This window comes from Nitrospira sp., assembly GCA_029194665.1.
GTDB lineage: Bacteria > Nitrospirota > Nitrospiria > Nitrospirales > Nitrospiraceae > Nitrospira_D.
The window spans coordinates 813,310-819,474 of the sequence record JARFXO010000002.1 but is presented as its reverse complement, the minus strand read 5'-3'; the positions used below and the strand labels follow the sequence as shown (position 1 = coordinate 819,474).

Below are 6,165 nucleotides of genomic sequence, written 5' to 3'. Positions count from 1 at the left end.
GGGGGCTCGCTGCGAATCTATGCTTGCCACGATGAGGATCCTTCCAAGCCCGTAGAATCCCGGGCAAAGGAACTGAAATCGCGAGAAGGAGCTGCTGGATTCGGTCAGTTGAATCACTATCTGTCGTTTGGTCCGCAAGTTGAGGTGACCAAGAGAAAGTTGCTCTCCTTTCTCATCTCTGCGAAACAAGAAGGCAAGCACGTTGTAGGGTATGGTGCTCCCGCAAAGGGCAATACGTTACTCAACTACTGCGGGGTTCGGATGGACCTGATCGACTACACGGTAGACCGGAGTCCCCATAAGCAAGGTCATTTCCTGCCCGGCGTGCATATCCCGATTTATGGGCCGGAACGAGTGCGTGACACACGTCCTGATTATCTTCTGATTCTTCCCTGGAATATTCGGGAAGAAGTCATGCAGCAGATGAGCTACATTCGGGAGTGGGGAGGGAAGTTTGTTGTTCCGATTCCTGAGGTGAAAGTGCATTCATGATTTTCACAGAAACCGCCCTCATGGGTGTATACCTGATCGATCCTGAGCCGGTACGAGACGACCGAGGAATGTTCATGAGGACTTGGTGCCAGCGGGAGTTCGAGGCTCATGGACTTGCGATCGCCTGGGTACAGTCAAGCGTTTCGGTGAACACCCGGAAAGGCACCATGCGAGGGCTTCACTATCAATCCGCTCCGCATGAGGAAGTCAAGTTGGTTCGCTGTACGGCTGGGGCCATCTATGATGTCATCGTCGACTTACGACCTGCATCGCCGACGTACTGTCAGCACGTCGCTATGACGCTCTCGGTAGACAATCACCGGGCCGTTTACATTCCGAAATGTTGTGCCCATGGGTTTCTCACGCTCGAACAAAACAGCGAAGTGGCGTACTCCATGTCGGAGTTCCATGTGCCGACTAGTGCTCGAGGATTTCGATGGGATGATCCTGCGTTCAACATTGCCTGGCCTGCACCGATTATGGTCATGTCGGAGAAGGATCGAACGTGGCCGGCATTTCACAAACACAGCGCATTGCCGTCATGACATCAGCCGGCCCCAGAGAGGCATCGAGAGGTGAAGAGTTAGGCAAAGAGATGCATAACTTCATGGCCGAGCTTTATCCGATATGCCGGAGTATTACCGGTGCGGGTGTCAGAGAAACCATCCGAGCGATCAGAAAGCGCATTCCGCTTGAGATGCACGAGGTTCCTAGTGGAACCAAGGTGTTTGATTGGACGGTTCCGCTGGAGTGGAACGTAACCGATGCCTATGTCATGAATCGGGAAGGGAAGCGAGTCATCGATTTCAAGGCGCACAATTTACATCTGATGAGTTACAGTGTGCCGGTTAGAAAAAAGATGTTTCTGGCAGAACTGGGCCCCCATTTATTCACACTACCAGATCATCCAGAGTGGATCCCTTACAGGACCTCTTATTACAAGGAGAACTGGGGCTTTTGTCTTCGACACGCAGATTTCGAACGATTGGGCGATGACGAATACGAGGTCGTCATCGATTCGAGTCTCCAGGCTGGTTCGCTTACTTATGGCGAGGCCTATTTGCCGGGTGAAATGTCTGATGAGATTCTCGTCTCCTGTCATGTCTGCCATCCTTCTCTGTGCAACGACAATTTGTCTGGCATTACGGTGGCCGTGAAGCTGGCAGAAACTGTAGCGACACGCCCCAGACGATTTTCATACCGCTTTCTTTTCATTCCAGGAACCATTGGGTCGATTACGTGGTTGGCCCAGAATGAACAGATGGTGTCTCGCATTAAACATGGGCTCGTCTTGACAGGGGTAGGCGATGTGGGGAACATTACCTACAAAAAGAGTCGCCGAGGCAACGCGGAGATCGACCGGGCGATGGCGCATATACTGAAGCATTCAGGAGAGGCTCATACCATCATCGATTTTTTCCCTTATGGGTATGACGAGCGGCAGTATTGTTCTCCTGGGTTTGACCTGCCTGTTGGATGTTTTATGCGCGCCCCGCATGGCCAGTATCCGGAGTATCACTCCTCTGCGGACGATCTTGACTTCGTGAAGGCGGACTCTCTTGGTCAGTCGTATGCCCGATGTCTGAGGGTGTTTGAGGTCTTGGAAGGGAATAGAACATACATGAATCAAAACCCGAAATGCGAACCGCAATTGGGAAGGCGAGGACTCTATCGTGCCGTTGCCGGTCAACAAGAAAAGCAATGGACGGAATTGGCTCTCTTCTGGGTCTTGAATGCCTCCGATGGACACCATACACTGCTTGACATCGCGGAACGCGCCGACCTTCCGTTCGGCCACATTCAATCCGCAGCCGAAGCGCTCTTGGAGGTTGGACTATTGAAAGAATCTCGAATGCCGAGAGGCATCTAAATGGAGAATCGATGATGAACACTATCTATTACGATCCTCCATTCTCGGACGAGCGCCGCCGCGAAGAGTTATATCATGGTCAGCTGCTCGTATATTCGCCGAGGAGGAGTACTCTCGCTTTTATCGAATTTGCCAAAACATTGATCAAGGAAGCTTTTGCCCCTTATGATCCGGAGACGGCCCAGCAACATCTTTCCGTTGAGCAGTACGCCGACCTGCTGGGAAAGTTGAAGCCGAATTTCATCCATCACTCCGAATCGAAAGCGCTCATGCGCGGCATTTTTGACGAGATGGGCTGTGATCCTCAGAAGACCTATTTTGATGTGCCGAAGATGCGAAGCTCTACCAGCGATAATTATCTGACAACGGGCATTGCTTATGCCTGGCATCCACATCGAGATACGTGGTATTCCGCGCCTCCCTGCCAAATCAATTGGTGGATCCCGATCTATGATATTCAGTCGAACAATGCCATGGCTTTTCATCCACAGTACTGGAACGTTCCAGTGAAGAACAGCTCCAAAGGGTATAATTATTATGTGTGGAACCAGCAAAATCGCGGAGCACATGTCGCCCAGTTCTTAAAAGAAGACCCCAGGCCGCTCCCAAGGCCGACCGAGTCGCTTGTACTTGACCCTCAGATTCGCCTCATCGTGCCGCCAGGCGGCATCATCTTATTTTCGGCAGCCCAGATGCATTCGAGTGTGCCCAACACTTCGGGCAAAACTCGCTTCAGCATAGACTTTCGCGTCGTGAATCTTGATGATGTGGCAGGAAGGAAAGGAGCCCCTCGGGTGGATGAAGCATGCACCGGAACTACCATGAGGGATTATTTGAGGACCAGCGATCTCTCGCATATCCCTGCCGACCTTGTATCACTCTATGATGACGAAACTGCCGATGCCGGTGCGCTCACTTACCAACATAAGCTGTAACACGGGCCATGATGACGGTGAAGTTTAATTTTAGATGATCAACTGCTCAGATGAGAGATGGGACCAATCGGCGGGATGAAGTGGTGGCGGTGCTTCCTGCAGCCGGCAGGTCTCTTCGACTGACCCCGCTCCCTTGCAGCAAGGAATTGCTTCCTGTCGGTTTAAGGGCGATGGCCGGTCGGCCGGGGCCACGCCTCAGGGTGGTCAGCCACTATCTGCTTGAATGTCTACAAAGAGCGGGTATTCGGAAGGGATTTATCGTCATTCGGCAGGGCAAATGGGACATTCCAGCTTATTGGGAAGATGGAGGAATGTTAGGGATGAACCTTGCCTATTTGGTGATTGAGGGTTCGAGTGGTCCGCCTGATACGATCGATAGGGCATACCCCTTCGTGAAGGATAAAATCGTAGCGTTCGGCTTCCCAGATATTGTTTTTCGTCCGCAAGATGTTTTTGGTAAGCTGCTGGATCGGTTAGATTGCTCTGGAGGCGACGTGGTGTTGGCGCTATTCCCAGCTCATGACGCCAAAGCCATGGACATGATCGATATTGACGCGGCTTTTCGCGTTCGCGCGATTCATTTAAAGCCAAGAACGTCGCGATTACGATATGCTTGGTTGTGTGCCGTGTGGTCACCCGTGTTCACTGCCTTTTTGCATCAGTTCTTGCGCCGTGTGAAACGAGGGGAAAAGGACGGGGTGGTTGGAAATCGCAGCATCGACGCTCAGGGCGATATTCCGGTAGGACTTGTATTGAAAGAAGCGGTGAAGGCCAAGCTCAAGGTTGAGGGAGTCACATTCCCCTCAGGGCGGTATATTGATATCGGCACTCCCCAAACCCTTTCCATGGTTCACCGGTTCCTATCCCATTCTCAGCCATCTTGCCTGGCGGTGGAGTGAAGGGCGGTACAAGTGCAGTGGTCTGTATTCGGGTTGCGGGAAGAGCCGGAACGTGGACTCGGATAACGCGACACCTTTCATCGTTTCAATGTCAGACAGGTACGTAGGAGCAGTGTTATAATTACAGGTACTTATCTGTCACTCTCTACGAACCGGAACGGTGCATGGAGAGACAAGGGGCATTTTCCGCACCCGTTCGATCATGCCCTGTATCGCCACCGATTCGCTTTGCAAGGATACGCGCATCGATCTGACCGGGAAGCGGGAGGCCGGCGTCGTTGAAGCGACTGGGTACCAAGACGTCGAGAAGTGATTTTCGTATGTCTGATGCAGTCTCAGAAGACGTGTATAATTTGAATGTTGGGGTCGGCGCAGACGCTGTACCGACAGAAAGAACTATGATTATGAAATACGCCCTGTGGTTTCTCATCAGCTCGCTGGTGTTGACGGTCAGCTCGGGCTCCGGATTCTGTGATTCGGGTTCGGTCAAGTCACCCGGTGTTGGTAAATCGACGACAGATGCCACGGCATTGCCTGCTGCGACGACGCAGACCGAGAAAGCGATCAGTCAGGTAATGATGGACAAGTTGTCGAACGCGGTCAGCAGTGAATATGTGATCGGTGCCGAAGATGTCCTGGACATTACCGTATGGAGGAATCCTGACCTGTCAAGACAGGTGCAAGTACGTCCTGATGGACGAATTTCCATGCCGATCATTCGTGACGTAGTGGCTGTAGGGAAAACGCCTACCCAATTGGCGGAAGAAATGACGAACAAACTGAAAGAATACGTCCAAAATCCCGTCGTCGCGGTGACGTTGAAGGAGGTCAATAGTTCCAATGTGTTCTTGTTGGGTGAAGTTGCTCATCCCGGGAAATATCCGTTAAAAAGCAAGATGACGCTCCTCCAGGGGATTACCATCGCAGGTGGATTCAAAGAGACGGCAGCGCGAAATCAAATAGTTATTTTCCGGTTTATTGAAAGTGCTCCCGGCACGAAGCGATTCACGGCCAGCTATGATGATATCGTGCTTCGCAGCGGAATCAGTGATAATTTCGAACTCAAACCTGGTGATACGCTCGTGGTTCCGAGTGAGTCGATGGTGGTTTTCCCCGGTCGATAGGGAACACCAGAAAGGATTACTGTGGGTTACTACGCGAGACGGACAGGGATGCGCACGGCATACTTATCAATGATGCGGCCTCTATTGGTGGGGCTCCTGTTGTGCTCCTTTGCTGTCCAAGCCGGTTGTCTGGGACCGGTGACATCGAGAGAATATAAGGCCTCCGATGTTCCGACGGAATTCCTTCTCGGCTCTGAGGACCTCATAGAAATCACTGTCTGGAAGAATCCGGATCTGTCAAGAGTTACCTTGATACGACCGGATGGCTATGTGTCGATGCCGATCATCGGGGACGTTCAGGCGGCGGGCCTCACCGCAGAGGCACTTGCGGCGCAGATTACCGAGCGTCTCAAGGGCTATATCCAAAATCCTTCGGTATCGGTCAACGTCAAGGAGCTTAACAGTTATTCGGTGTTTGTGTTGGGAGAAGTTACCAAGCCGGGCAAGTATCAGCTCAAATCGTACGTCACAGTGCTCCAAGCTATTTCCATGGCCGGAGGCTTCACAAACTATGCGAGCAAGAACAAGTTGCAAGTTGTACGGATGATTGAAAGCCCTGGTCACAAACGTCAGGAGATCCACATTCCACTGCGCTATGACGACCTCGTCAGCGGTCGCGGTGAACCAGGTAACATCGTCCTGGCCTCCGGCGACACGGTCGTTGTACCATGACGGAGCCATGCAGAACATCAGGGGGCCCGCTGGCTCTAGCTTCTTCACGTCCAATGCAGACGCTACGGCAATCGGATCGGTGAGCTGCAGACTCTTCGGCTGCGAACAGCCATCTCTGAAAAGCAGTGTTGGTTATTCTACCGCGGTCTTATTGGTGATTCTATTGCGGTCTT

7 protein-coding genes are annotated in these 6,165 nt (G+C 52.1%); all 7 read left to right on the top strand.

The window, feature by feature from the left end:
- Positions 1-492: SAM-dependent methyltransferase (locus tag P0119_09420; protein ID MDF0666274.1), on the top strand; the 492-nt coding region annotated here is incomplete at its 5' end.
- Positions 489-1,037 (top strand): dTDP-4-dehydrorhamnose 3,5-epimerase, encoded by a 549-nt coding sequence (gene rfbC, locus P0119_09415; protein MDF0666273.1) that lies wholly within the window; start codon positions 489-491, stop codon positions 1,035-1,037. The genes P0119_09420 and rfbC, both read left to right, overlap by 4 nt.
- Complete coding sequence (locus tag P0119_09410; protein MDF0666272.1) at positions 998-2,362, top strand: DUF4910 domain-containing protein; 1,365 nt, start codon at positions 998-1,000, stop codon at positions 2,360-2,362. Before rfbC ends, P0119_09410 begins: the two co-directional genes overlap by 40 nt.
- 11 nt (positions 2,363-2,373) lie before the next feature.
- Positions 2,374-3,297, top strand: a complete 924-nt coding sequence (locus P0119_09405) for a phytanoyl-CoA dioxygenase family protein (protein ID MDF0666271.1) — start codon at positions 2,374-2,376, stop codon at positions 3,295-3,297.
- A gap of 50 nt (positions 3,298-3,347) precedes the next feature.
- On the top strand, positions 3,348-4,196 hold the full coding sequence (locus P0119_09400; GenBank protein MDF0666270.1) for a hypothetical protein: 849 nt from the start codon (positions 3,348-3,350) through the stop codon (positions 4,194-4,196).
- A gap of 398 nt (positions 4,197-4,594) precedes the next feature.
- Positions 4,595-5,320 carry a polysaccharide biosynthesis/export family protein gene (locus P0119_09395; protein MDF0666269.1) on the top strand — a complete coding sequence of 242 codons (726 nt, stop codon included), beginning with the start codon at positions 4,595-4,597 and terminating at the stop codon, positions 5,318-5,320.
- Positions 5,321-5,368: 48 nt separating this feature from the next.
- Entirely contained in the window at positions 5,369-5,992 is a 624-nt protein-coding gene (locus P0119_09390; GenBank protein ID MDF0666268.1) for a polysaccharide export protein, read from the top strand.
- The last annotated feature ends 173 nt before the right edge of the window (positions 5,993-6,165 follow it).

Bases quoted from the DNA above. Each gene is read 5' to 3' on its own strand.
- P0119_09390 (MDF0666268.1), top strand. From the start codon at position 5,369: ATGCGCACGGCATACTTATCAATGATGCGGCCTCTATTGGTGGGGCTC.
- rfbC (MDF0666273.1), top strand. From the start codon at position 489: ATGATTTTCACAGAAACCGCCCTCATGGGTGTATACCTGATCGATCCT.
- P0119_09405 (MDF0666271.1), top strand. From the start codon at position 2,374: ATGATGAACACTATCTATTACGATCCTCCATTCTCGGACGAGCGCCGC.
- P0119_09400 (MDF0666270.1), top strand. From the start codon at position 3,348: ATGAGAGATGGGACCAATCGGCGGGATGAAGTGGTGGCGGTGCTTCCT.
- P0119_09395 (MDF0666269.1), top strand. From the start codon at position 4,595: ATGATTATGAAATACGCCCTGTGGTTTCTCATCAGCTCGCTGGTGTTG.